At 66.4% G+C, this 22,876-nt stretch carries 22 protein-coding genes; 6 read left to right on the top strand and 16 right to left on the bottom strand.

The window, feature by feature from the left end; translation table 11 throughout:
• Nucleotides 1-14 precede the first annotated feature (14 nt).
• The 3 genes from LDO54_RS30475 to LDO54_RS30465 all read right to left on the bottom strand — a co-directional run bounded on the left by LDO54_RS30475 (nucleotide 15) and on the right by LDO54_RS30465 (nucleotide 2,665).
• Entirely contained in the window at nucleotides 15-644 is a 630-nt protein-coding gene (locus LDO54_RS30475) for an alanyl-tRNA editing protein (RefSeq protein WP_224015031.1), read from the bottom strand.
• 10 nt (nucleotides 645-654) lie between these two features.
• Nucleotides 655-1,740: a threonine aldolase family protein gene (locus LDO54_RS30470; RefSeq protein ID WP_224015029.1), complete on the bottom strand. Its 1,086-nt coding sequence runs from the start codon at nucleotides 1,738-1,740 to the stop codon at nucleotides 655-657.
• Between the two features lie 115 nt (nucleotides 1,741-1,855).
• Entirely contained in the window at nucleotides 1,856-2,665 is an 810-nt protein-coding gene (locus tag LDO54_RS30465) for an AraC family transcriptional regulator (protein ID WP_224015027.1), read from the bottom strand.
• 169 nt (nucleotides 2,666-2,834) lie between these two features.
• Between LDO54_RS30465 and LDO54_RS30460 the strand changes: the two genes are divergently transcribed.
• The gene (locus LDO54_RS30460; protein ID WP_224015026.1) at nucleotides 2,835-3,257 is read left to right on the top strand and encodes a carboxymuconolactone decarboxylase family protein; all 423 of its coding nucleotides are present in this window, start codon (nucleotides 2,835-2,837) and stop codon (nucleotides 3,255-3,257) included.
• A 22-nt stretch (nucleotides 3,258-3,279) separates the two neighbouring features.
• Here LDO54_RS30460 and alr read toward each other — a convergent pair whose 3' ends face one another.
• From alr to ampC, 5 genes are all read right to left on the bottom strand, one after another.
• Nucleotides 3,280-4,404, bottom strand: a complete 1,125-nt coding sequence (alr, locus tag LDO54_RS30455) for an alanine racemase (RefSeq protein ID WP_224015024.1) — start codon at nucleotides 4,402-4,404, stop codon at nucleotides 3,280-3,282.
• Between the two features lie 106 nt (nucleotides 4,405-4,510).
• Nucleotides 4,511-5,065: a GNAT family N-acetyltransferase gene (locus LDO54_RS30450; RefSeq protein WP_224015022.1), complete on the bottom strand. Its 555-nt coding sequence runs from the start codon at nucleotides 5,063-5,065 to the stop codon at nucleotides 4,511-4,513.
• On the bottom strand, nucleotides 5,062-5,655 hold the full coding sequence (locus LDO54_RS30445) for a helix-turn-helix domain-containing protein (protein ID WP_224015020.1): 594 nt from the start codon (nucleotides 5,653-5,655) through the stop codon (nucleotides 5,062-5,064). The genes LDO54_RS30450 and LDO54_RS30445 overlap by 4 nt, the downstream gene beginning before the upstream one ends.
• Before the next feature lie 181 nt (nucleotides 5,656-5,836).
• Nucleotides 5,837-6,169: a DUF2322 family protein gene (locus tag LDO54_RS30440; protein ID WP_224015019.1), complete on the bottom strand. Its 333-nt coding sequence runs from the start codon at nucleotides 6,167-6,169 to the stop codon at nucleotides 5,837-5,839.
• A 151-nt stretch (nucleotides 6,170-6,320) separates the two neighbouring features.
• A complete protein-coding gene (gene ampC / locus LDO54_RS30435; RefSeq protein ID WP_436975727.1) occupies nucleotides 6,321-7,472 on the bottom strand; it encodes a class C beta-lactamase in 1,152 nt (383 codons plus the stop codon).
• Between the two features lie 167 nt (nucleotides 7,473-7,639).
• On the opposite strand from ampC, the gene LDO54_RS30430 reads away from it, so the two are divergent.
• Complete coding sequence (locus tag LDO54_RS30430; RefSeq protein WP_224015015.1) at nucleotides 7,640-8,509, top strand: LysR family transcriptional regulator; 870 nt, start codon at nucleotides 7,640-7,642, stop codon at nucleotides 8,507-8,509.
• 19 nt (nucleotides 8,510-8,528) lie between these two features.
• Here the strand turns inward: LDO54_RS30430 and LDO54_RS30425 are convergent, their stop codons facing one another.
• Both LDO54_RS30425 and shiA read right to left on the bottom strand, forming a co-directional pair.
• On the bottom strand, nucleotides 8,529-9,299 hold the full coding sequence (locus LDO54_RS30425; protein ID WP_224015012.1) for an IclR family transcriptional regulator domain-containing protein: 771 nt from the start codon (nucleotides 9,297-9,299) through the stop codon (nucleotides 8,529-8,531).
• Nucleotides 9,300-9,375: 76 nt separating this feature from the next.
• Complete coding sequence (gene shiA, locus LDO54_RS30420; protein ID WP_224015010.1) at nucleotides 9,376-10,695, bottom strand: shikimate transporter; 1,320 nt, start codon at nucleotides 10,693-10,695, stop codon at nucleotides 9,376-9,378.
• Nucleotides 10,696-11,003: 308 nt separating this feature from the next.
• On the opposite strand from shiA, the gene LDO54_RS30415 reads away from it, so the two are divergent.
• Complete coding sequence (locus LDO54_RS30415) at nucleotides 11,004-12,107, top strand: 4-hydroxyphenylpyruvate dioxygenase family protein (RefSeq protein WP_224015007.1); 1,104 nt, start codon at nucleotides 11,004-11,006, stop codon at nucleotides 12,105-12,107.
• Nucleotides 12,108-12,326: 219 nt separating this feature from the next.
• Here the strand turns inward: LDO54_RS30415 and LDO54_RS30410 are convergent, their stop codons facing one another.
• Nucleotides 12,327-13,316, bottom strand: a complete 990-nt coding sequence (locus tag LDO54_RS30410; RefSeq protein ID WP_224015006.1) for a zinc-dependent alcohol dehydrogenase family protein — start codon at nucleotides 13,314-13,316, stop codon at nucleotides 12,327-12,329.
• Between the two features lie 175 nt (nucleotides 13,317-13,491).
• Nucleotides 13,492-14,403: a LysR family transcriptional regulator gene (locus LDO54_RS30405; protein WP_224015004.1), complete on the bottom strand. Its 912-nt coding sequence runs from the start codon at nucleotides 14,401-14,403 to the stop codon at nucleotides 13,492-13,494.
• A gap of 128 nt (nucleotides 14,404-14,531) precedes the next feature.
• On the opposite strand from LDO54_RS30405, the gene LDO54_RS30400 reads away from it, so the two are divergent.
• A complete protein-coding gene (locus LDO54_RS30400) occupies nucleotides 14,532-15,662 on the top strand; it encodes a TraB/GumN family protein (RefSeq protein WP_224015002.1) in 1,131 nt (376 codons plus the stop codon).
• Between the two features lie 71 nt (nucleotides 15,663-15,733).
• Nucleotides 15,734-15,952 (top strand): hypothetical protein, encoded by a 219-nt coding sequence (locus LDO54_RS30395; RefSeq protein WP_224015000.1) that lies wholly within the window; start codon nucleotides 15,734-15,736, stop codon nucleotides 15,950-15,952.
• A gap of 122 nt (nucleotides 15,953-16,074) precedes the next feature.
• Here LDO54_RS30395 and LDO54_RS30390 read toward each other — a convergent pair whose 3' ends face one another.
• The 4 genes from LDO54_RS30390 to LDO54_RS30375 form a co-directional block, all read right to left on the bottom strand.
• Entirely contained in the window at nucleotides 16,075-17,268 is a 1,194-nt protein-coding gene (locus LDO54_RS30390) for a porin (protein ID WP_310634221.1), read from the bottom strand.
• A 172-nt stretch (nucleotides 17,269-17,440) separates the two neighbouring features.
• Entirely contained in the window at nucleotides 17,441-18,739 is a 1,299-nt protein-coding gene (locus tag LDO54_RS30385; RefSeq protein WP_224015224.1) for a c-type cytochrome, read from the bottom strand.
• A 74-nt stretch (nucleotides 18,740-18,813) separates the two neighbouring features.
• On the bottom strand, nucleotides 18,814-20,589 hold the full coding sequence (locus tag LDO54_RS30380) for a GMC family oxidoreductase (RefSeq protein WP_224014997.1): 1,776 nt from the start codon (nucleotides 20,587-20,589) through the stop codon (nucleotides 18,814-18,816).
• Complete coding sequence (locus LDO54_RS30375) at nucleotides 20,589-21,332, bottom strand: gluconate 2-dehydrogenase subunit 3 family protein (protein ID WP_224014995.1); 744 nt, start codon at nucleotides 21,330-21,332, stop codon at nucleotides 20,589-20,591. Before LDO54_RS30375 ends, LDO54_RS30380 begins: the two co-directional genes overlap by 1 nt.
• A 576-nt stretch (nucleotides 21,333-21,908) precedes the next feature.
• On the opposite strand from LDO54_RS30375, the gene LDO54_RS30370 reads away from it, so the two are divergent.
• A complete protein-coding gene (locus LDO54_RS30370) occupies nucleotides 21,909-22,856 on the top strand; it encodes a dihydrodipicolinate synthase family protein (RefSeq protein WP_224014993.1) in 948 nt (315 codons plus the stop codon).
• The last annotated feature ends 20 nt before the right edge of the window (nucleotides 22,857-22,876 follow it).

The raw sequence follows: 22,876 nt of genomic DNA, 5'->3' as shown, positions 1-22,876 counted from the left end.
TTACGCGGGGCCGCTCACTCGATGGCGTAATGCACCGATAGCTGGCCCTTCTTTTCCTTCACCTTCGACACGACGATCTTGCCGACGCGCGCGGACGAGTCCACGTGCGTGCCGCCGCAAGGATAGGCCGGTTGCGCGCCGAAGCCGATCTTGCGCACCGCGCCTTCGAACTGGCTATGACGTGGCAGATCGTCGGCGACCTGGGCGTTCGCGTGCTGCTCGATAAACTCGGCGGAGAAGGGCGGCGCGGCGCTGTGGCTTTCGAACACGACGCGCGCCTCGCCCGGCCAGTGATGCGCCTTCACGGGCTTCCAGCCAAGCTGCTCGCCGCAATAGCCGAGCAAATGCCCCGCCGAATGCAGGCGCGTGTGCAGGTCGCGCGCTTCGGCATCGACGCGCAGAGGCACACTGCCGAGCGGCACTTCAGCGTCGCAAATATGGATCACCTCGTCGCCTTCGAGCAGCGCGCGCAGCACGTTCGCCGCGCCGATCGTGCCGATGTCCGAGGGCTGGCCGCCGCCTTGCGGATGAAACAGCGTCGCCGACAACACGACCTGATAGTGGCCCTCGTCCGTGCGCGTGCAGCGCAGCGCGACGCTGTCCATGTGCAGATCGTCGCTGTGCAGATAGAGACGTTGCGTCATGACCGCGTCCTCACGAGCGCGCCTGCGCAGCCGAGGCCGCGTCGCGCGCGTGCGCGATCAGGCTCTCGACGGCGTCCGGCGCGGTGCAGAACGAGGTCACGAAACGCACGACATTCGGCCCCCAACGGTCGCGATAGAACTGGAATCCGGCTTGCACGAGCGCGTCGCTGACCGGCTGCGGCAGACGGCAAAAGATGATGTTGGCCTGCGTCTCGCCCATTACTTCGACGCCCGGCACCGTCGCGAGCCCTTGCGTGAGGCGGCGCGCCATGTCGTTCGCGTGGCGCGCGTTGCGCAGCCACAGATCGTCGCTCAGATACGCGTCCATTTGCGCGGAAAGAAAGCGCATCTTCGAGAACAGATGGCCCGCGCGTTTGCGGCGATAACCCATTTCGGCGGCCAGCGTTGTGTCGAACAGGACGATGGCTTCGGCGGCGAGCACGCCGTTTTTTGTCGCGCCGAGCGAGAGGGCGTCGACGCCCGCTTTCCACGTCATCTCGGCGGGCGTGCAGCCGAGCGAGACGAGCGCGTTCGCGAAACGCGAGCCGTCCATGTGCAGCTTGATCGAGGCGGACTTGCACGCTTCGCCGATGGCCGCGATTTCGTCGAGCGTGTAGACGCTGCCGACTTCGGTGGCCTGGGTGATGCTCGCGCAGGCGGGCTGCGTCGAATGCACGTCGCCGACCTTGACGCGCGCGGCGGCGCGCAGTTTATCGGCATCGAGTTTGGCCGCCGGGCCGTCGAGCGTCACGAGCTTCGCGCCGTTGGTGTAGAACTCGGGCGCGCCGCATTCGTCGGTATTGATGTGACTCGCGGGATGGCAGTAGACGTTGCCCCACGGCGGCGTCATCGTGCTCAGGCACAGCGCGTTGGCGGCCGTGCCGGTCGGCACGAGGAACACGGCCACGTCGCGTTCGAAGATTGCGGCGAGCTTGCGCTCGACGCGCGCGGTGATCTCGTCGGCGCCATAGGGGCTCGACTGGCCCGTGCTGCTCGCCACGATGGCCGCGACCACTTCCGGCGACGCGCCGGCGATGTTGTCGCTCGTAAAACCCCATGCCGGCGCACTCGCGCCGGGTGCTCGCTCACTGTTCATGCCTGCGTTCCTCGACTGGCGGGCGACGATGGCTCGCCCGGATCGACGCATTCTGGCGCAGGCGCCCCGGCGGCGGCTTGTAAAAAATTGCGCGCCGGATCGGGAGACGGCGGACTCAGGCCTGGTAAGTCGAGGGCGCGACGCCGAACGCCTGGCGGAATGCGCGGTTGAAGTGGCTCTGATCGTAGAAGCCGACCGCCTGCGCGATGCTGGCGATCGCCTGCGGACGCCGCGACAGCAGGCTGCACGCGTGTTCGAGCCGCAACCGCACGAGCCACGCGTGCGGCGTCATGCCGATCGTCTGCTTGAATTGCTTGAGGAACGCGAAGCGCCCGAGGCCGCATAGTTCGGCCAGCGAATCCAGCGTGATTTTCTCGGCGAGATGCGCGAAACAGTAGTCGCGCACGCGCTGCCATTGCTGCGGCGAGAGCGCGCCTTGCACGTTCTCGGGCACGACCGCGCGCGCTTGCGTGAGCAGCAGGTCGGCGAGCGCGAGCCATTCCGATTGCACCGCGAGTGCGTCGGCGTTGGCGCTCATGGCGTCGTGCAGGCGCAGCAGGCGATGCGCGAGCGCCGGGTCTTCGAGCATCGTCGCGGCGAGCGCGGGTTCGCGCGGCGCGCCGCCGATCTCCTGCGCCACGCTCGCGAGCAGTTCGGGCGCGACGCGGAAGGTCTTGAGCGTATAGGCGTCGCCGTCCTCGCCCACGCCGTCGTGGATTTCGCCGGGCGGCATCAGCGCGATGCATCCGGCCCCGACGCGCACGGTCTTGCCGTTGAAGCGCTGCCGCTGCACGCCGTCGGTCACGAGCCCGATATGGAGGTCGAGATGGAAATGGCGCTCGAAACTGAAGTCGACGAAACGCGCGGCGCCCAGCACGAGGCCGGGAACCTCGGAGACCTGGTGGTACTGGACGGAATCGGCCATGGGAAAAGGGCGGGAGGCGGCGGTGTCGAGGGAGTATACCGCCGGGCGGCGCGCGGCGCTTGGGTGGCTCAGGGCACTTCAAGGCACTTCAGGGCACAATACGGCGGTCCGACGCGATAGAGACGCAAATCCGCTTCAAGATTCATCCACCATCGTCGATGAGGAAATCATGAGCAATCCGAACGAATCGAGCGAGTCGCCCGAGCGCGGTGAAGGCTACGAAGCCGGCAAGGCGCGGCGCACGCAGGTGATGGGCGAGCCGTTCGTCGAGCGCGCGATGAGTGGTCTCGATGGCTTCTCGCGTCCGCTGCAGGACTGGCTCAACGAACACGCATGGGGCAGCACGTGGCTGCGCGATGGGCTCGATCTCAAGACACGCAGCCTGTGCACCTGCGCGATGCTCGCCGCGCTCGGGCGCAGCACCGAACTGAAGGGCCATGTGCGCGGCGCGATCAACAACGGCGCGAGCGTCGTCGAGATTCGCGAAGTGCTGCTGCACAGCGCGCTGTATGCGGGCGCGCCCGCGGCGAGCGAAGCGTTTCGCAGCGCGCGGGCGGTGCTGGAAGAGATGGGGGTGGCGATGCCGGAATGATGCGGCGTGCCCTGAAAAAAGCTCAGGCCGCCATGCTTTCGCGTTCCTCGCGGGCCTGCGCCGCGAGCGTGTGCGTGTGCGGATCGATGCTCACCGGCACGCGGCGCGCGACCGCGCACATGAGTTCATAGCCGATCGTGCCCGAGGCTTCGGCCACTTCGTCGACCTTGATGTTCTCGCCCCACAGCTCGACCGTCGAGCCGATGTTCGCCGCCGGGCACGGCGTGAGATCGACGGTGAGCATGTCCATCGAGACGCGGCCGACCACGCGCGTGCGCACGCCGTCGACCATGATGGGCGTGCCGGTCGTCGCGTGGCGCGGATAGCCGTCGGCGTAACCGCAGGCCACCACGCCGATGCGCATCGCCCGCTCGACTTCGTAGGTGCGGCCGTATCCGACGGTTTCCTGCGGCGCGAGCGTCTGCACGCCGATGATCTTGCTCGTCAGCGTCATCGCCGCGCGCAGGCCCACGCTTTCGATATGCCGCGCCGCGCCCGTGGGCGACGCGCCGTAGAGGATCGTGCCGGGACGCACCCAGTCGCGATGCGCACGCGGATGCCAGAGCACCGCCGCCGAATTCGCGAGCGAGCGCTCGCCGGGAATGTCCTGGGTGGCCGCGTCGAAGCGGTCGAGTTGCCAGTCGATTGCGCCGTCGTCGGCGTTCGCGAAGTGGGTCATCAGGCCGATCTCGCCGATCGTCGGCAGGGCGCGGGCGCGCTCCCACGCGGCGCGGTAGGCGTCGGGCCGGTAGCCGAGGCGGTTCATGCCCGAGTTCATCTTCAGCTGGATGTCGATCGGCCGCGTGGTGTTGGCGGCCGCGAGCAGCGCCAGTTGATCGTCGCCGTGCACGGTCACGGTCAGGCGGTGCGCGACGGCGGTCGCGACGTCGGCGGCGTCGAACACGCCTTCGAGCAGCAGGATCGGGCCGGTCCAGCCCAGCTCGCGCACGCGCACGGCTTCATCGAGATCGAGCAGCGCGATGCCGTCCGCCGCCGCGAGCGCGGGGTAGATGCGCTCGATGCCGTGACCATACGCGTTGGCCTTGACGACCGCCCACACGCGCGCGCCCTCGGCGCTTTGCTTCGCGATCTGGAGATTGTGGCGGATGGCATCGGGGTGAATGCGGACGGCAATCGGACGCGGCATGGCGGATGGGTTCCTGGTCAGTGGTTTGTGCAATCGTATTGATTTTCGGCCAGTTATTTTTAATGTATTTTCTCGGAAATTTGGACGAAACCACTGGTTCGGGATGTCAGCCCGTGGCGAGGTGCTTGTAGTAGAACGTCGTCGCGCAGAGTGCGCCGTCCGGCATCAGCGCGTAGTCCGGCACGGTGCCAGCGCGTTGCCAGCCGCTGCGCGCGTAGAGCCGTTCGGCGTCGCCGCCGGTCACGGTGTCGAGCACGAGCACGGTTTTGCCGGCGGCCAGCGCGTGTGTATCGACGGCCTGCATCAGCAACTGGCCGACGCCGCGCCGACGCGCACGGCGATGCACGAGCATCTTGGCGACATCGGCGCGATGCGGCTGATTCTCGGGCTGCGCCGTGACGATCTGCACCGTGCCGACGATCGCGCCGCTCGCGTCTTCGGCGATCAGCAGAATGCGGTCGCCTGCGGCCACGCCATCGGCGACGCGTTGCCAGAACGCCTGCGCCGTCTCGCGCGCGAGCGGCGCCATGAAGCTCACTGACGCGCCGCCTTCCACGCAGTCCATCAGCACGTCGGCGAGCGCGTCGAGGCTCGCGGCGGCTTCGTTCGCGCCGAGGCGGCGTACCGCGATGATGTCGTGGGTGTCGTTCGTGTCGTTCATGCTGCGCTCCTTGCGCTGCCTTGGGGGACGCGGCTCAGCGCCACGAGATAACGCGCCGGTTTGCGCGTGGGATTGCGATAGACGATCGGGCAGTCGAGCCGCATCGCGAGGCAGTCGCCGGTTCGCAGACGCCAGCGCTGCTCGCCGACGGTCATCTCCATTTCGCCTTCGATGATCCAGACCTGCTGATGGATTTCCGCGTCGCGCAGGCTGGTGTCGTAGGCCACGCGCTTGCCCGCGGGAAACTGCACTTCCACGAGTTGCAGCGGCGACCAGAGTGCGGGCGAGAGATTGCGGCGCACGTAACCCGAGGCCGGATCGGTCCAGACCGGCTGTTCCTGCGCGGTGGCGAGCGGCGAGGGTTCGGCGGCGGCGGTGTCGTCGGGCGCTTCGAACAGCGAGGCGAGCGACACGCCGAGCGCCGTCGCGAGTTTGTCGAGCACGACGGCGGTGGGGCTGCTCTGTCCGCGTTCGATCAGCGAAATATTCGAGCGGCTGACCGTGCTGCGTTCGGCGAGCGCGTCGAGCGACCAGCCGCGCGCGTCGCGCAGTTCGCGCAGACGTTGGGCGAGGGCGGTGTGGATGTCCATGCTGTGTCCAGTTTTATGGATGTGGTGTTCCAGTAAACTAGACGGGCAATATTCCTGTGTCAACTGCCGGGAAATCGGCATCGAAAACGGCGGATTCAAGCGCCAATTAATCTGGAATCCAAATGACTTGCGGCGATAAAAAAGCGTGCGGCCGCGATGGCCGCACGCCTGGAGCCGTCGCTTAAGCGGCAGCGGTCACGTCGATACGCAGCGCTTCGCCGCCCGCTGCGATTTCGAGCAGGCGGTCGACGTTCGGGTGCGCGCCCGGACGGTTGCGCGCGTCGGCGGTGTGCTCGGCGAACACTGCGAGGCCGTGCTCGGCCGCCTTGGCGTCGAGCGTGCCGAAGGCTTGCTTCAGGTAGTGGTAGACCGCGAGCGAGCCTTGTTTGCCCGGCTTGTTCTCAATCGTCGAGACGACGGCGCCCTGGCCGTTCACGAGGTCGATGCGCTCGATGCCGTCGATGGCGGGCAGTTGCGCGAGGTTGTCCTTGAAGACGTTGCCCGGTTGAATCATGAAAAACTCCGTTAAGTCAGATGAAGCGTGAGGATTGCGTAGTGGGCCGCATTTTAGCCGATCCTTTAGCCGATCCCCCGCGCCGATAGCCCGTCGGGCCGCAGTCGCGCGCGCCGCCTCGCTGCGCCGCGCGCCGGAATACCGCGTGTTTTCAGGGCTTTTCTTTCGCGAGCGCCGTGAGGATCGCGTATCCGGCGCTCACGCGCGCGTCGATCGGATAGGCCTTGTTGGCGAGTATCACCACGCCGATTTTCTGCGAGGGCACGAACGCCGTGTAAGCCGAGAAGCCGTTGGTCGAGCCGGTCTTGTTGATGAGCGCGTCGGCTTGCGGCGGCAGCGGCGGCGTGATGGCCGTCGCGGGCGCGCCCTGGCGCAGCATGTCGGGGCCGTTGCCGCTTTGCAGCGTGGCCAGCGCGACGGGCCACGGATACTGCTCCCACGCGAGATCCTGCGTGAGCGCGCCCGACGTGTAATAGCCCGTGTGCGTGCAGGCGAGCGCGCGTTGCCACGGCGCGGGCAGCGGCGCGAGACCCATGTTCGCGTCCAGATAGCGCACGAGATCGGGGGCGGTCGTGCGCAGCCCGTAGGCTTCATCGGCGAGTACGCCGGGATGCATGCGCAGCGGCGTGTCGTGCGCGTCGTAGCCTTGCGCGTAATTCGGCATCTGCGCGGCGGGCACGTCGAGCCACGTGTGCGTCAGGCCGAGCGCGGGCAGCAGACGCTGCTGGACGGTCTCGCGATACGGCTCGCCCAGACTCTGCGCCGCGACCATGCCGAGCAGGCCGATGCCGAGATTCGAATAGACGCGCTGCGTGCCGACGGGCTGCGCGGGCTGCCAGTGGCGGTAATAAGCGATCAACTGCGCTTCGTTCGTCACCTTGTCGGGCACGAAGAGTTGCAGGCCGGACGTATGCGTGCCGAGATTGAGCACGCTCACGTGGTCGAACACGCTGCCGCGCAGCGCGCCGACATACTGGCTGGCGGGTGCGGCGAAGTCGAGCTTGCCCGCGCCTTGCGCGTAGCACGCGAGCGTGGCCGTGAACGTCTTGGTCAGCGAGCCGATTTCGAACAGCGTGTCGTCGCGCACGGGCGCGCCTGTGGCTTTCGAGGCCACGCCGTAGCGATAGAACGTGTGCTTGCCGTTCACGGTCACGCCGACGATCAGGCCCGGCACGCCGTATTTCGCCTGCACGGGCGCGATGGCGGCATCGACGGCGGTTTTCAGGCGGTCTTGCGCGTGGCCGGTGGTCGCCGTGGCTGCGGCGGCCAGGCTCATCGACATCAGTAAATGTTTTATCGTGATTTTCACGGTCGAGGACGGAGTCGGTCTGTGGAGCGCCCGACAGACACCGCCGGGCGGCGGATCATGCGCATTGCAGCGATTTCGCCGACGATTGTGGTGCGTTGCCCGCCACCCGACAAGCGACGATAATTTGGCTCAGCCACAAGCCAAACTTATAGGTCGACACGATGCGTCCCAATCTGCCACTGCACGCGCTGCGCGCCTTCGAGGCGTCGGCGCGCCATTTGAGCTTCACGCGCGCCGGGCTCGAACTCAAGGTCACGCAGGCGGCGGTGAGCCAGCAGGTGCGCATGCTCGAAGAGTGGCTCGGCGTGCCGCTGTTCCGGCGTCTGCCGCGCGGGCTCGGCATGACCGACGAGGCGCGCGCGCTGCTGCCCGTGCTCAGCGACGCGTTCGGCCGTATCGAAACGGTGCTCAAGCAGTTCGAGGGCGGACGTCTGCACGAAGTGCTCACGGTGGGCGTGGTCGGCACCTTCGCGATCGGCTGGCTGATGCCGCGTTTGAAGTCGTTTCGCGAGGCGCATCCGTTCGTCGAATTGCGGCTGCTGACGAATAACAATCTCGTCGATCTGGCGGGCGAGGGGCTGGACTTCGCGATTCGCTTCGGCGATGGCAAGTGGCCCGCGACGGATAACGTGCGCTTGTTCGACGCGCCGCACGCGGTGCTGTGCGCGCCGGAGATCGCGCGGCGGCTGGCGTCGCCGGCCGATCTGGCGAAGGAGACGCTGCTGCGGTCCTATCGCACCGACGAATGGCTGGAATGGTTCGCCGCCGCCGGAGTCGAGGCGTGGGCCGTAAGCGGGCCGATTTTCGATTCGTCGCGGCTGATGGCGGAAGCGGCGATGCAGGGCGCGGGGGTCGCGCTCGCTCCCGCGTGCATGTTCGCGCGGGAGTTGCAGGCGGGGTTGCTGGCGCGGCCGTTCGAGGCCGAGGTGATGCTCGGGAGTTACTGGCTGGCGTGGCTGAAGTCGCGGGCGATGACGCCCGCGATGACGGCGTTTTATGAGTGGATCGTGGCGGAGGCGGCCGCGCGCTAACGCCGCTTACCGATCGCCATCACAACACATTCAACATCGCCAGCGCCGTCTCCTGCAAATGCGGCAGCACACGCCGCACGGCGTCGTCGGGGCTTTCATCGCCGATCGACATATTCGTGCTCAACGCCGCGACGACAGCGCCGCTGCGATTGCGCAGCGGCACCGCCACGCCGCGCACGCCCACCTGCAATTGCTGCTCGATCAGCGCATAACCATCCACGCGCGCACGCACGATTTTCTCGCGCAGACGCGTCGCGCTCGTGATCGTATGCGCCGTGAAGGGCGCGAGTTCCACGCCGTCGAGCCAGCTCGACACCGCCTGCTGATCCTCCTTGTACGCGAGCAGCACCACGCCCGGCGAGATCAGCGGCGCGGGCACGCGCGCGCCGAGCACGAAGCCCGTCGTCATCACGCGCGAGACGCCGTTGCGCGCGATCACCACGAGATCCCAGCCGTCGAGCACGCTCACATAGGCCGATTCGTTGAGCGTCGCGCTCAATTGCTGCAGGTACGGCTGCACCATGCGCGGCAAGCGCGCCGAATCGAAATACGACCAGCCCACGCGCAGCACGCGCGGCGTGAGGCCGAACAGGCGTCCATCGGTGTAGACGTAGCCGAGCGATTCGAGCGTCAGCAGATAGCGCCGCGCGGCGGTGCGCGAGAGGCCCGTGCGTTCGCCGGCCTGGGTCGCGGTCATGCGCGCGTGCTGGTTGTCGAAGGCTTCGAGAATCGCGAGGCCTTTTTCGAGTCCGGCGATCCAGTCGCGGCGGGCGAGAGTGGTGGTTTTCATGGCGGAACGCCGTCAAGCCGGAAAGCGAAAAAGGCCGGGCATGCGCCCGGCCTCGTGAGTCGATATGCGCTTGCGCTCAGTGCGCCTGCGCGGGCTTCATGCGCGCCGCCACGAACAGCGAAATGAGGCAGCCGACGGCCAGATACGCAGCCACCAGATGCCACGAGCCGCCGCCCACGCCCACCAGCGCCACGGCGATGAACGGCGTGAAGCCGCCACCGACCACGCTTGCGAACTGATAGCCCACGCCCGCGCCGCTGTAGCGGTATTCTGCGCCGAACAGTTCGGTGAAAAGCGGCTGCTGCACGCTCACCACCATGTCGTGCGCGATGTTCGCGAGCGCCACGGAGAAGATCACGATCCAGACGATCGAGCGCGCTTCGAGTGCGAGGAAGAACGGCACCGCGCTGGCAAGGCCGATCGTCGCGCCGATCAGGTAGACGCGGCGCAGGCCGACGCGGTCGGCGAGCCACGCGAAGCACGGAATCGTCACGCACGACAGCGCGCCGACGAACAAGCCGATGCCGAGGAACAGGTCGCGCGACAGGCCGAGGTTCGTGGTCGAATAGCTAAGCGCGAACGCGGTCACGATGTACATCGTGAAGAGTTCGGCCAGACGCAGCGCGATGATATAGACGAAGGCCTTCGGATGACGCGTGAGCGCTTCGAGCACCGGCATCTTGAGCTTGCGATGGCCGTGCTCGACCTTCTCGACGAACTCGCGCGACTCGTCCATGCTCGAACGCACCCACAGGCCCACGAGCACGAGCACCACGCTGAACACGAACGGCAGACGCCAGCCCCAGGCGCGGAATGCGGTCTCGCCGAGCAGGTGGCTGAGCAGCGCGACGATGCCGGTCGCGAGCACGAGGCCCACGCCGTAGCCGACCTGCACGCCGCTGCTATAGAACGCCTTCTTGTGCTTGGGCGCGCTTTCCACGGCCATCAGCGCCGCGCCGCCCCATTCGCCGCCCACCGCGAAGCCCTGAATGGCGCGCAGCAGCACGAGCAGCACGGGCGCCCACCAGCCGATCGTCGCGAAGGTGGGCAGCAGGCCGATGGCGACCGTCGAGAGGCCCATCAGCATGACGGTCAGCACGAGCATGCGCTTGCGTCCGAGGCGGTCGCCGTAGTGGCCGAACACCACGCCGCCGAGCGGGCGGAACAGGAAGCCCACGCCGAAGGTCGCGAAGGCCGCGAGCGTGCCCATCTTGCCGATGTTGGGGAAAAACGCGGTATTGAAGACCAGTGCGGCGACAATCCCGTAGAGCAGAAAGTCGTACCAGTCGACGACGGCGCCGACGAAGCTGCCCAGCGCGGCCTTGCGGGCCTGGCCGCTCGGGCGGGCGGCGGGAGCGGGCTCGGAGGCGCCGGTGGTGTCGAGGGTCGGGGTCATGAGTGTCTCCAGAAACTGGCTTTTGATCTATGTCGCCAAACATACGCGCGGGACTTGCCGCAGCGGTGAAACGGAGCATAGAGCCGCGCAGGCGGCTCGGCAATGTACGGAACGCGCAAAATGCGCGATTATCGCCCAATCGCGTGCGTTTATCGAACGCTTTGCGGGTTAGCACGGAGAGCAGGCACGACCTGGTCGATGCCCTTCTTTGGCGCGATGAACGATTTGGTTAAAATTGGCGGGTACTGGCGGCGCGGTCTGTCGCCGCCGTCGTTCATGGTTTTTTGCTGGTTTCAGGAGCCTTCCGCATGTCGTCCAACCCCATTTCCGGCGCGCCGGAGCAGGCCAATCCGCTCGGCATGGCCGGCATCGAGTTCGTCGAATTCGCGGCGCCCGATCCCGCCGCGCTCGGGCGGCGCTTCGAGCAGCTGGGGTTCAAGGCCATCGCGCGCCACATCAGCAAGGACGTGACGCTCTATCGCCAGGGCCAGATGAATTTCCTGCTCAACGCCGAGCCGGACTCGTTCGCCGCGCGCTACGCCGAGGAATACGGCATGGGCATCTGCGCGATCGGCGTGCGCGTGGAGAGCGCGCGGCGCGCCTTCGAACACGCGCTGCGTCTGGGCGCGTGGGCGTTCGAGGGCGAGCGCGTCGGCGCGGGCGAGCTGAAGATCCCGGCGATCCAGGGCATCGGCGACTCGCATATCTATTTCGTCGACCGCTGGCGCGGCCGTGGCGGCCTGCGCGGCGGCGTCGGTGACATTTCGATTTTCGACATCGACTTCCGCCCGATCGACATCGCCACCGCCCAGGCCGATCTGGAGCACGGCGGCACCGGCCTGCAACGCGTCGATCACCTCACGCAGACGGTGGGCGCGGGCCGCATCGACGAATGGCTCGACTTCTATCGCGAGCTGCTGCATTTCCGCGAGATCCACGAGATCAACGCGAACTGGCACGTTTCGCAGGAGTCGCGCGTGATGGTGTCGCCGGGCGGCGAGATCCGCATTCCCGTCTACGAGGAAGGCACGCGCCGCACCGAGCTGATGCACGACTATCTGCCCGATCATCCGGGCGAGGGCGTGCAGCATATCGCGCTCGCGAGCGACGACATCGTGCCGTGCGTCGATGCGCTGATGGCGAGCGGCGTCGAATTCGTGGAGCCGCCGCCCGCGTATTACGATTCGGTCGATGCGCGCCTGCCCGGTCACGGCCTCGATATCGAGGCGCTGCGCAAGCGTCATATCCTGATCGACGGCGAGATCGGCGCGGACGGCGTGCCGCGCCTGTTCCTGCAGACCTTCGTGAAGCGCCGCCCCGGCGAGATCTTTTTCGAAGTGGTGCAGCGCCTCGGCCATCATGGTTTCGGCGAGGGCAATCTCGACGTGCTTGCGAAGGCGCGCAAGGCTTGATGCGCGACGCCAGACGCTCGACACGCAAAAACGTAAAACGCAAGAACGCACAAACGCAAAAACGTAAAACGCAAGAACGCACAAACGCACAAACGCAAAAACGTAAAAACGTAAAAACGTAAAAACGTAAAAACGTAAAAACGTAAAAACGTAAAAACGTAAAACGCCCCGCTCGAAAGCGGGGCGTTTTTCATGCTGCGTCGGAATCCGCGCGCGGCCTTACACCGTCACGACGATCTTGCCGACCTGCGCGCCCGCTTCCATGTAGCGGTGCGCTTCGGCGATCTCGTCGAGCGTGAACGTGCGGTCGATCGCGGGCTTGAGCGCGCCCGAGGCGAGGCCGTCGCTAATGAAGCGTTTCGCGCGTTCGAGCTTCGCGGCGTCGGTGGTGATTTCGAACAACTCGTAGCCGCGCACCGTGAGATGGCGCGAGAGCAGGTCCATCACGGGCACGCTCAGATCGCGCGTGTCGAGCGCGCCGTATTGCACGAAGATGCCCTGTTTCGCGAGCGCGCGCAGTTGATGCGCCGCCTCCGGGCCGCCGACCGGATCGAACGCCAGATGCGCGCCCGTGCCGGCCGTGATCTCCAGCACCTGCTCCGTGAGCGCCGCGCCGCCGCCCGCGATCACGTGCTTTGCGCCCGCTTCGAGCAGCGCCGCGCGCTTGCTGTCGCTGCGCGTGAGCGCGATCGGCACCGCGCCGACGCTGTTGGCGATCTGGATCGCCGCGAGTCCCACGCTGCTGGACGCCGCGCCCACCAGCACGGCCTGGCCGCGCGCGAGGCCGCCGATTTCGATCAGCGCGCCCCAGGCCGTGGCGTACTGCATCCACGTGGCGGCGGCTTCCTCGAACGAGAGGCCCGCCGGGTTCTTCACGACGGCGTGTGCGGGCGCATTCACGCGTTCGCCGTACATGCCGTAGTCGAGAAACGAGAACGCGGGTACGACGCTCACGGCGTCGCCGGGCGCGAAGTCCTGCACGCCGCTGCCCACGGCTTCGACGATGCCCGACGCTTCATAGCCCAGCGCGGCGGGAAAGCGCGGCGCGTGCGTGTACTGGCCGCTGCGGTACATGACTTCGGCGCGGTTCAGGCCGATGGCCTTGACGCGGATCTGCACCTCGCCGGCCTGCGGAGCGGGCACGTCGACGTCGTCGATCTGGAGCACGTCGGGGCCGCCGATGCGGTGAAAGCGGACGATTCTGGACATTCTGGATTCCTCTTGAATTCGAACGGGGCGCATAAGCATGAAAAGATGCATCGCAAGGCGCGCCCGGTCCGATTACTGTATGCCGCGCCGCAGCGCGAATAAACGCGTGGCGCGATTACTCATTGTTATTGGATGAATAACAATGCGTGCGCTTGAGCGGAATCCGCGCAGCGCTTCAACCCGGACAGCGTTTGCCGATCAGTTCCGTGAGCCAGTCGACGAACACGCGCACCTTGCCCGGCAGATGCTCGCGATTCGGATACATGACGGAGATCGGCTTGGGCACCTTCGCGATGCCGGGCAGCACTTCCACGAGCTGGCCCGCGTCGATGTGCGGCTGCAACGCCGGGCGCAGCGCGTGGATCAGGCCGAAGCCCGCGAGACCGCACGCAAGCAGCGCTTCGGAACTGTCGGTGAGCAGGGCGCTGTCGAGCTTGAGCGCGACGGTCTTGCCGCCGCTGCGATACACCCAGTCCATCACGCGGCGGTTGCGTCCCGTGAAGAAGTTCACGGCGCGATGCGCGCGCAGATCGTCGAGCGTGCGCGGCAGGCCGTGGCGCGTGCAATACGCGGGCGACGCGCAGGTCACCATCGGCACCTCGCCGATCTTGCGCGCGACCATGCTGGAGTCTTTCAATTCGCCGATCCGCACCACGCAGTCGATACCTTCGCCGATCAGATCGACGGGCTGATCGCTCGCGCCCAGCACGATCTCGATCTGCGGATAGCGCTGCTGGAATTCGGGCAGCGCCGGAATGATCACGGCCTTGGCGAGCGCCACGGCCACGTTCAGGCGCAGACGTCCCTTCGGCTGCGGGCGCTGCTGCGAGAACTGCGCGAACGAGGCGAACGTGTCGTTCACGCCCGCGAGCAATTGAACACAGCGCTGATAGAACTCGTCGCCTTCGGCGGTCGTGCTCACGCGGCGCGTGCTGCGGTTCAGGAGGCGGATGCCGAGTTCGTCCTCGAGTTGCTGCACGGCTTTCGTGACGGCGGGGCGGTGCAGTTGCAGCGCTTCGGCGGCTTGCGTGAAGCTGCCGCGCTCGACGATATTCACGTAGATCTGCATGGTTTGCAGACGATCCATGGGCATTCCTTGACGATCGATTCAGCGCGCGCCGATGTGCGGACCGGCGCATGTGCGCTCGCGTACGGACGCGCGGCGCGCGCCTCGCGTATGCTGCAACCGGGGCCTCCCCAGAAGCGGTGCCGACAATGATAAACACTGACTGCCACTCCGGGACACGCGCGCGCGCGAAACGCTTCGCGCTGGGCCTCGCTGTGTGGTGCGCGAGCGTGGGCCTGAGCTTGAGCCTGGGCTTGAGCTTGAGCTTGAGCTTGAGTGCGCGGGCGCAGGACGACGCATCGCACGAGGCGGCCAATCCGGCGACCGGTCACATGCAACACGTCGCGAAAGCGTCGGCGTCGGCATCCGCTTATCGTCCTGCGCTGTGGACCGCGAGCCTGCCCGGTCATCCCACCTTGCTGCTGCTGCCCACGATCCACGGACTCGCGAGCGACGACCCGCGCATCGATGCCGCGCTCGCTGCGCTGGCGGACCGCGTGCAGGCGATCGCGCTCGAAACCAACGTGAGCCCGACGCACGACAATGTGCAGACGATCCTGCGCTACGGCCTCTATCCCGCCGCCGACAATCTCACGAACCACATGCAGTCGATGAGCGCCGAGGCGCTCGCGCATTGCGCGCGTGACAGTGGCGCCGATATCAAGGTGTTCTTCCAGCACAAGCCGTGGCTCGCGGGCTTCGTCGTCGATGCGGTGCGGCTGCATGAGCAGCGCTTCGAACGGGAGGATGGCGCGAAGCCGCCGCGCTTCGTGCCCACGGGCGAGTCGCTGGTGTTCGCGGGGATCGACGCGCGGCTCGAATCGATCGCGCAGCGCCAGCGCATTCCGCTGATCTATCTGGAGACGATCGAGCAGGGCATGCGCCTCTTCGACGAGATGCCGGCCGCCGATCAGGAAGCCTTTCTGCAAGGCGAATGCGCGGGACTGCATGGCGCGCGCCAGGGCGCGGCCTCGTACGCGCAGTTTCAGCAGGCGTGGGTAACGGGCGACGCCGCGCAACTGGAGCGGCTGGCGATGGCGCGCTTTCCCGGCGAAAGCGACGCGCATTACGACTTCAGCCAATACCTCTATCTGCGCGGCACCGATATCTTCGCCGAGACGCTCGCGCAATACGGCTATTTCTACGGCAAGGGGCCGATACTCGTCGCGGTCGGCGCAGGGCACTTTTTTGGTGCGCACTCGCTGCTGCAACGGCTGCACGACGCCGGTTACACCGTCACGGGACCGCTGCCCGCGCTGCGCAAAGTCGCGGCTCGCTGACGAAATGTAAACTTACCAACTCTTTCGAGGGCTTCCCTAAACTTTCCATCGCATGCGCCGTTAGACCAGGTATGAAAACGCCATTCTCGAAATCGGAAGCCCAGCTTCTGCTGTCGATCGCCCACGAGCGCGCGGAGCACCGCGCGGCGGCGGCGGGCGTCGAGCTTGAGTCGGCCGCGGGTTCCGCGATCTACGACACGGTGATCTATTCGACGCTGTCCGAGTTCGCGCCCGCGCTCACGATCGACGAATTCATCGGCCTGCTCGCGCGTCCCGAGATCCTGCACTGAGTCCCGCACGGCACTCTCGACGGCGATCGGCATTCCTGAGGTTCGAATAACAAAACGGCGCGCGGGCCATCACCCGCGCGCCGTTTTTTCATCGGCGAATCATCGGCAAAACGTCTGAACGTTTAGAACTTCTGGCGCAAGCCCACGCTCACGATCGCCTGCGATTGAGAGTTCGACGAGTGGCCGTTGCCCTTGTCCGAGACCGAGGCGGTCGCGGCCACCGGATGGCCGAGCGCGTCGAGCGTCGTGCCCGAGGCGTGCTGATAACCGGCCAGCAGATACACCGTCGAGCGCTTCGAGAAGTCGTAGAGCGCGCCCACCGAGACGTTGTGGTACTGCGCGGCGTCGTCGAGATTGTCGACGTCGCTGCCGCGCGTGTAGCTGTAGCCCGCGAACAGATGCGTCCTCGGCTGCACGTTCCACATGCCGAACACGCCCGCGATGTTGAAGCGCGCCGTGCCCGAGTAAAGCGAGTTCGCGCCCGCCTTGTACTGCACGTTGCTGTAGTTCACGCCCACCTGCACCGTGCTGAAATCCCACGTCGCGCCCGCGGCCACCACCTGCTGCGACTGCGCGCTCGCGAAGCCTTCGTTGATCGACGAGTTGAAGGTGCCGTCGTAGGTGCCTTGCCATTTGCCGTAGGTCGTGTCGTCGAGGCCGGTCTTGCTGTTGTCCGAGCGCTCGTAGCCCACGCCCACGCGCAGCGGGCCGTTCGCGTAGCCTGCGCCCACGCTCCACGTGTTCTTGCGCTTGAGGCTACCCGCCTGGCCGCCGAAGCCGTAGAGCGCGCCGAACGAAAAGCCGTTGTATTTCGCGCTCGTGTACTTGATCGAGTTGTCGACGCGCGTGGTCTGGTCGAGATCGTCGATGTCGCCCGGATGCGCGCCGAAGCCGCCGATCTGGCTCACCGGCGCGACCGGCCCGACGAAGTCGTCGAGCGAGGTGTACTGGCGGCCCATCGTCAGCGAGCCGTAGCGCTGGTCGGCGAGACCGACGAACGCCTGGCGGCCGAACAGACGGCCGCTCTGGCCCGAGGTGCCGTTGCTGATGTCGAAGCCGTCTTCGAGCACGAAGATCGCCGAGAGGCCGTTGCCGAGATCCTCGCGGCCCTTGAGGCCCCAGCGGCTGCCCGAGAGATTGCCGGTCGTCATGGCGACGTTCGAATGGCCCTGATAAGCGCCGGTCTTGCCGGTGCGCTCGTTGCTGCGGTACGTGATGCCCGCGTCGGCGATGCCGTAGAGCGTGACGGAGCCCTGCGCCGCGGCGGTGCCCGCGAGCGTGAGCAGGATCGGCGCGGAGATCAGGTGTTTTTTCATCATGAGTCGTCTCGGTGAAAAAGAGAGCGCCGCATCAAAGCGGTCTCGTTGTTATGCGCGCGCGCACCGGCCGCCTCGATCAACGAGGCAGCCGGCTTGCGGCGCTGGAAAAACGCGGATCAGAACTTCAGGAGGTCAGGCGCGTGAGGGCGGTTGAGGCCGTGTTGCGGTATCAGCGCTTGAGCGAGGCGCCCGGCGGCAGCTCGGGCGAGGTGACGGTCACGGTCTTGCGCAGCTTCGCGACGTCGTCGGCGCTGACCGGCGCGCCGGTGTTGCCCCAACTGGTGCGCACGAAGGTCGCGACGTCGGCGACTTCCTGGTCGGAGAGGCGCCAGCCGAACGGCGGCATCGTGAAGGTCGAGGGCGCCGTCTGCGTGCCTTCGAGCGCGGCGCCCGCGAGCAGCACATGGATCAGCGAGGTGGCGTCCTTGCCCTGCACGACGGGATTGCCGCCGAGCGCCGGGAACACGCGCGTGTAGCCGCGCCCGTCGCTGCGGTGGCAGGCCATGCAGTTGTCGCGATAGACCGCCGCGCCGCGCGCGCTCGCGTCGCCGCCTTGCAGCTTGCTCGCGGCGGTGGCGTCGTAGGCGTACGGCGTTTCCTTCGCGTCGTTCGAGGGCAGCGTCTTGAGATAACGCGCCATCGCGAGCAGGTCCGCATCGGTCATGTGCTGCATGCTGTGCTGGACCACGTCGGTCATGCCGCCGAACGCCGCCGTATGCAGATTGCGGCCGGTCTTGAGGAACTGGACGATGTCGTCCTCGCTCCATGCGCCGATGCCCGTACGCGGATTGCCGCGCAGGCTCGACGGCACCCAGCCGTCGATCGGGCCGCCGCCCGCAAGGAAGTCGTCGCCTTCGAGATCGGTCAGCGCGAGTTCCTGCATCGTGCGCGCGCGCGGCGTGTGGCACGCGCCGCAGTGGCCGAGGCCCTGCACGAGATACGCGCCGCGCGCGACGATCGCATCGTTGTAATGCCCGGCGTCGAACGGCGCGACCTTCGGCGCGAACATCGTGCGCCAGATGCCGAGCGGCCAGCGCATCGACAGCGGCCACGGAATGTCCACCGCGCGATTGGCCGCGTTCACCGGCGCGACACCGTGCATGAAGTACGCGTAGAGCGCTTTCATGTCGTCGTCGGAGAGGCGCGCGTACGACGGGTAGGGCATCGCCGGATAAAGCGTGTCGCCGTTCGGACGCACGCCCTGGCGCACGGCCTTGGCGAAGTCGTCGTAGGTCCACTTGCCGATGCCGCTGCCAGCGTCGGGCGTGATGTTGGTCGAGTAGATCGCGCCGATCGGCGTGTCGAACTTCAGGCCGCCCGCGAAAGGCTTGCCGCCTTGCGACGTGTGGCAGGCGATGCAGTCGCCGGCGCGCGCGAGGTATTCGCCATGCGCGATGAGCGCGGCGTCGGAGGACGCGGTTTGCGTGCCTGCGTTGGCGGCGTGCGCAGCCGCAGCCGCGAACGTCATCGACAGCGCCGCGCACGCGGCCAGCGCGCCACGAGCGAAGCCCGTGGGGAAAAGGTTCTTCTTCATGCGGATCGTCACACGCTCACCAGAGGGCCGGGGTTCTTGAGGTACTGGCTGCGAATGGCCTTCGCGGACCAGTACGCCAGGGCGGCGACCATCCCCGTGGGGTTGTAGCCGATGCCTTGCGGGAACGCGGACGCGCCAATCACGAAAACGTTATGGACGTCCCAGCTCTGCAGATAGCGGTTGAGCGCGCTGGTGTTCGGGTCGGTGCCCATGATCGCGCCGCCCACGAGGTGAGTGGTCTGATAGCGGCGCGAATCGAAATGCGCGCCGAACTCGCGCGTGTAGACGTTAATGGCCTTCGGACCCATCGCCTCGGCGATCTTCTTCATCTGGCCGGTCACGTACTGCGCCATCTTGATGTCGTTGTCCTTCCAGTCGAAGGTCATGCGCAGCAAGGGCTGGCCGTACGAGTCGCGATAGGTCGGATCGAGGTCGAGGAACACGTCGCGATACGACATGTTCGAGCCGTGCGCGTCCATCGAAATGGTGTGCGCGTAGTGATCCTTCACGGCCTTCTTCCACTGCGAGCCCCAGTTCGGCGTGCCCGCGGGCGTGGCGATGCCGCTGATCGGCTTGACGCCCGCCTGGTTCACCCACAGCGGCGAGCCGCCGACGAAACCGAGCGGACCGTGATCGAAGTTGTCGGCGTTGAAGTCGTCCACGGCCACGCCGTTGCCGCCCGCGCCGATGAACGGATTCGTCCACGTGTCCTTGTCGAAGAACGCCGTGATGGTCGAGAGATTCTGGTACGCGAAATTGCGGCCCACGACGCCCGTGCCCGAGACCGGGTCATACGGCTTGCCGATGCCCGAGAGCAGCATCAGATGCACGTTGTGATACTGGAACGCCGAGACGATCACGAGATCGGCGGGCTGGAACACTTCCTGGCCCGACGGATCGACGTAGGTCACGCCGGTCGCGCGCTTCTTCGTGTCGTCGAGTTCGACGCGCAGCACGTGGCATTTCGAGCGCAGTTCGAAGTGTTTTTCGAGCTTGAGCGCGGGCAGGATGTTCAGGTTCGGCGAGGCCTTCGAGTACATGTAGCACGCGTAGCCGCTGCAGTAGCCGCAGAAGTTGCACGGCCCCATCTGCGCGCCGTACGGGTTCGTGTACGGACCCGAGGTGTTCGCGGACGGCAGGCGGTACGGATGCAGGCCGATCGACTTCGCAGCGTCCGAGAAGCGTTGCGCCGAATACGTATTCAGTTGCGCGGGCAACGGAAAATTGTCGCTGCGGCGCGCTTCGAACACGTTGCCGTCGCCGACCACCTTGTCGCCGACCTTGTAGGCCTGGCCCGAGGTGCCGAACACTTTTTCGGCGAAGTCGAAATGCGGCTCCAGCTCGTCGTAGCTCACGCCGTAATCCTGGATGGTCATGCCTTCCGGGATGAACTTCTTGCCGTAGCGTTCTTCGTAATGACTCTTCAGGCGCAGTTCTTCCGGCGTGATGCGGAAGTGCACGCCCGACCAGTGCAGGCCTGCGCCGCCCACGCCTTCGCCGGGCAGGAACGCGGCGAGCTGGCGGTAGGGCAGCGCCGTCTCGGCCGCGTTGTGGCGGATCGAGACGGTGGTCTTCGAGAGGTCCAGAAAGAGCTTCTTGCGGACGTTGTAGGTCAGCTCGTCGATGGTGTTCGGGTACGCGCCGTCCGGGTAGGTGTCGCGATACTCGCCGCGTTCGAGCGCGACCACGGTCAGGCCCGCTTCCGTGAGTTCTTTCGAGAGGATCGCGCCGGTCCAGCCGAAGCCGACCACGACCGCGTCCACATGAGGTTTCTTGATCGCCATTACGTGCGCTCCCCGTTGATCGATACCGGACCGTACGGGTAAGGCTTGCCGTCCTGGTTCACGAAATCCATGAAATCGGCGCGCGCGCCGGGAAAACCGATCATCTTCCACGCGGCCATGTCCTTGTTGCCGCCGTGGATCGGATCGCAGAAATAGCCTTCGCGCGTGTTCTGCAGCAACTGGCCGAAGAACACCTTCGCGGGCACCGAGTCGAGTTCGACCTTGCCCGCTTCGAGATCCGCGAGCAGGGCGTCGCGCGTGTTCGCATCGAGCGCGTCGAAATCCTTGCCCCAGGCCTTGGTCGCGTACGCGTTCACCGCCGCGATGCCGAGGCGGTAGATGTCGCGCGGCACCAGCTTCATCTGATAGCCGAGTTCCGGCGCGCCTTGCTGGAACGGCCCCTGCATGTACCAGAGCGCGCCGTGCGCGTAGGGCGTGTCCATCTGACGGTCGATGAATTCGGGCACGCCCGCGTCGAGCGCGCCCGGACCTTCGGCGTCGGCGGGAATCAGGCGGTCGACCGCCGCTTGCAGGAAGGCCCATTCGCGGGCGTCGAAAAAGCGGGGCTTGTAAGCGCTTTGGGCCTGCCCCGGCTGGGACGCACCCGCCTGGCTGCCGCCTTGCTGCGCGTTGCCGTTGGACGGCTGCGAGCCGCCTTCGCAGCCGGCGAGCGCCCCTGCGGGAACGAGCACTACCGCCGTGCGCAGGAAGCCACGGCGAGACGTGAGAGGGGATTCGGACATTGTTCGATTCTGTATGAATTCGGCGCGATCTGATCTGACCGTGACCATCTGGGGAAGCCGGTTTCTGTCCGGCCGCCGCGGTAACGAATGGTAATTGGAACCGGTTCCATGATTGTCGGGGGATTCTACAATATTCCATTGCGCTGGCTGTATCGATCGCGCCCGGTCAAGTGGCGGGGTGTCGCAATCGGGCGCGGCATGGCGTCCCGGCCGGTTGGAGAATGTCCAGCGGATTCAAGGGCTTGGGGCGGTCGGCCCGATTCGGAGCGCGCGGCGGGCGGGGCGGATCGGCGTGGCTTCGCATGGCTGGCTGGAGCGCGAGCCGTCGCGGAGCTTGTTGCTTTTTGGGGAATGCACGCCGCGCCGGGTTGTCAGTCAGGGACAGATTCGGTATCGCGCAGGATGCCGGTCTAATCCTCTGATTAATTGCGGAAATCCTCGGCCCGTCGCGGCTGGCGGGCGTTTGCGGCGCGCCTCCGAACAAACCCTAACAAGTCCACCAAGTTGTTTGACAACTGGTCGGGGCGGGTGCTACTGTGCGGATATCGACCACCCACCATTTCTGCACGAGGCCTCATGAACGTGTCCCCGATCGTCGAAAGCGAATTCGCTTCGACCGTGATGGCAGTGCCCCCCCTGGCACGCCGCGCCGATTTCTCCCTTGACGTTGAAGCCAACGGCAAGCTCATCCGCCATATGGAAGCAGGCGGTATCCGCACGCTGCTGTACGGCGGCAACGCGAACCTGTACCACGTCGCCGTCAGCGAATTCCGCGAGTTGCTTGACATGCTCGCCGAGCAGACCGCGCCCGAAACGCGCGTGATCCCGGCCATCGGCCCGGACTACGGCAAGATGCTCGACCAGGCGCGCATCCTCGCGCAGACGCAATACAAGACCGCCATGGTGCTGCCGCTGTCGGGCTTCACCACGCCGGCCGGCGTCGAAACGGGCCTCTCGCGCATCGCCGACACCGCGGGCATCCCGCTGACGCTCTATATCAAGAGCGAGGATTATGTCGATGTGGACACGCTCGTGCGCCTGATCGACCGCGGCACGCTGATTGCGGTGAAATACGCCATCGTGCGTCAGGACCCGGCGAACGATCCGTATCTGCGCCGCCTGCTGCAAAGCGTGCCGGCCTCGAAGGTCGTCTCGGGCATGGGCGAGCGTCCGGCGCTGGTGCACGTGCGCGATTTCGGTCTCGCCGCCTGGACCACGGGCTCGGGCTGTATCGCCGCGAACGCCGTGATGGCGCTGCTCAAGGCTGCCAAGGAAGGCCGCGCCGACGAAGCGCAACGCCTCTACGACGCCTTCATGCCGCTCGAAACGCTGCGCGACGACATCTCGCTGATCCGCGTGCTGCACGACGCCGTCACGCTCTCCGGCATCGCCGACATGGGCCCGATCCTGCCGCTGCTCTCGCAGTCGCCGGCCGAAGCGCTGCCCGCCATCGGCGAAGCGGCGAAGACGCTGCTCGCGTTCGAGCGCTCGCTGGCCGGTTCGTCGCAAGCGGCGCACGCCTGAGCGGCGAGTGCAACCGCTTG

Origin of the sequence: Paraburkholderia tropica (genome assembly GCF_914484835.1) — a bacterium.
GTDB classification, from domain to species: domain Bacteria; phylum Pseudomonadota; class Gammaproteobacteria; order Burkholderiales; family Burkholderiaceae; genus Paraburkholderia; species Paraburkholderia tropica_A.
The sequence above is the reverse complement of the archived record's forward strand: the minus strand, read 5'-3'. Positions and strand labels throughout refer to the sequence as shown.